Genomic DNA, 1,085 nt, shown 5'->3' with positions numbered 1-1,085 from the left:
TCGTGATCAATCTTGCCGATCCGGATCCGTCTGGAATGCGGATCCGGTAGGAAGAGGATCGTGACGCGCAGGCAACTCACCGACGAGCAGTGGCAGTTGATCGAGCCGTTCCTGCCGATAGGCGAGTACGGTCCATACCCTGAGAGGCTGCGGGAGCAGTTCGAGGGGGTGATCTGGCGGTTCCGGTCCAGCGCCCAGTGGCGGGAGATGCCGGGCGAGTTCGGCCCGTGGCCGACGGTCTACGGCCGCTTCCGGGTCTGGCGGGACGCCGGCGTCTTCACCGCACTGCTGGAAGGCGTGATCACTGAGGCCGCCCGCCAGGGGAAGACGGACTTGTCACTGGTCAGCGTGGACTCCACCACCGCCCGCGCCCACCACGACGCCGCCGGGATGTGCATCGGCAAGGAGGTCATGGACGCCCTGGAGGAAGCCGCCGCCGACCAGGAACGAGCCCGGCAAAAAGGGGCGGCCCGCCGGAACAGAACGGACAAGACGCAAGCGACGACCCCGGCCGGGAAGGGCGGCGGCACCTCAGGCGACGGCGCAAGCTCCGTCTGAAGGAAGCCCTGCTCGGCAGGTCCCGTGGCGGGCTGACGAGCAAGATTCATCTCGCCGCGGACCGCAAGTGCCGTCCGCTGTCGTTCGTCCTGACCGCAGGACAGGCCGCCGACAGCCCGCAGTTCGTCCCCGTGCTGCAGAAAGTGCGGGTCCGTCTGCCTGTCGGCCGTCCCCGGACCCGGCCTGGGGCTGTCGCTGCGGACAAGGCCTACTCATCCCGCGCCAACCGTTCTTACCTGCGCAAACGCAACATCAAGGCCGTCATCCCGGAGAAGAAGGACCAGGCCGCCAACCGGAAGAGAAAAGGCAGCCGGGGCGGCCGGCCCACAGGTCACGACGCAGATCTCTACAAGGAGCGGAACACCGTCGAGCGCCTGATCAACAAGCTGAAGGCCTGGCGGGGCATCGCGACTCGATACGACAAGACGCCCGAGAGCTACCTCGCCGGCCTCCACCTCCGCGCCTCAATGATCTGGATCAACGACCTGCTGAAGGCAACTGATTGATCACGACGTCACACAGGCCCT

General features: G+C 66.7%; 1 pseudogene. It reads left to right on the top strand.

The features are described 5' to 3' along the window. Positions 1-60: 60 nt before the first annotated feature. Positions 61-1,064: pseudogene (locus tag ACFWBD_RS41515) on the top strand (IS5 family transposase). Positions 1,065-1,085: the final 21 nt, after the last annotated feature.

This window comes from Streptomyces sp. NPDC060002 (assembly GCF_042737245.1).
Classification (GTDB): Bacteria; Actinomycetota; Actinomycetes; order Streptomycetales; family Streptomycetaceae; genus Streptomyces.
The sequence above is the reverse complement of the archived record's forward strand: the minus strand, read 5'-3'. Positions and strand labels throughout refer to the sequence as shown.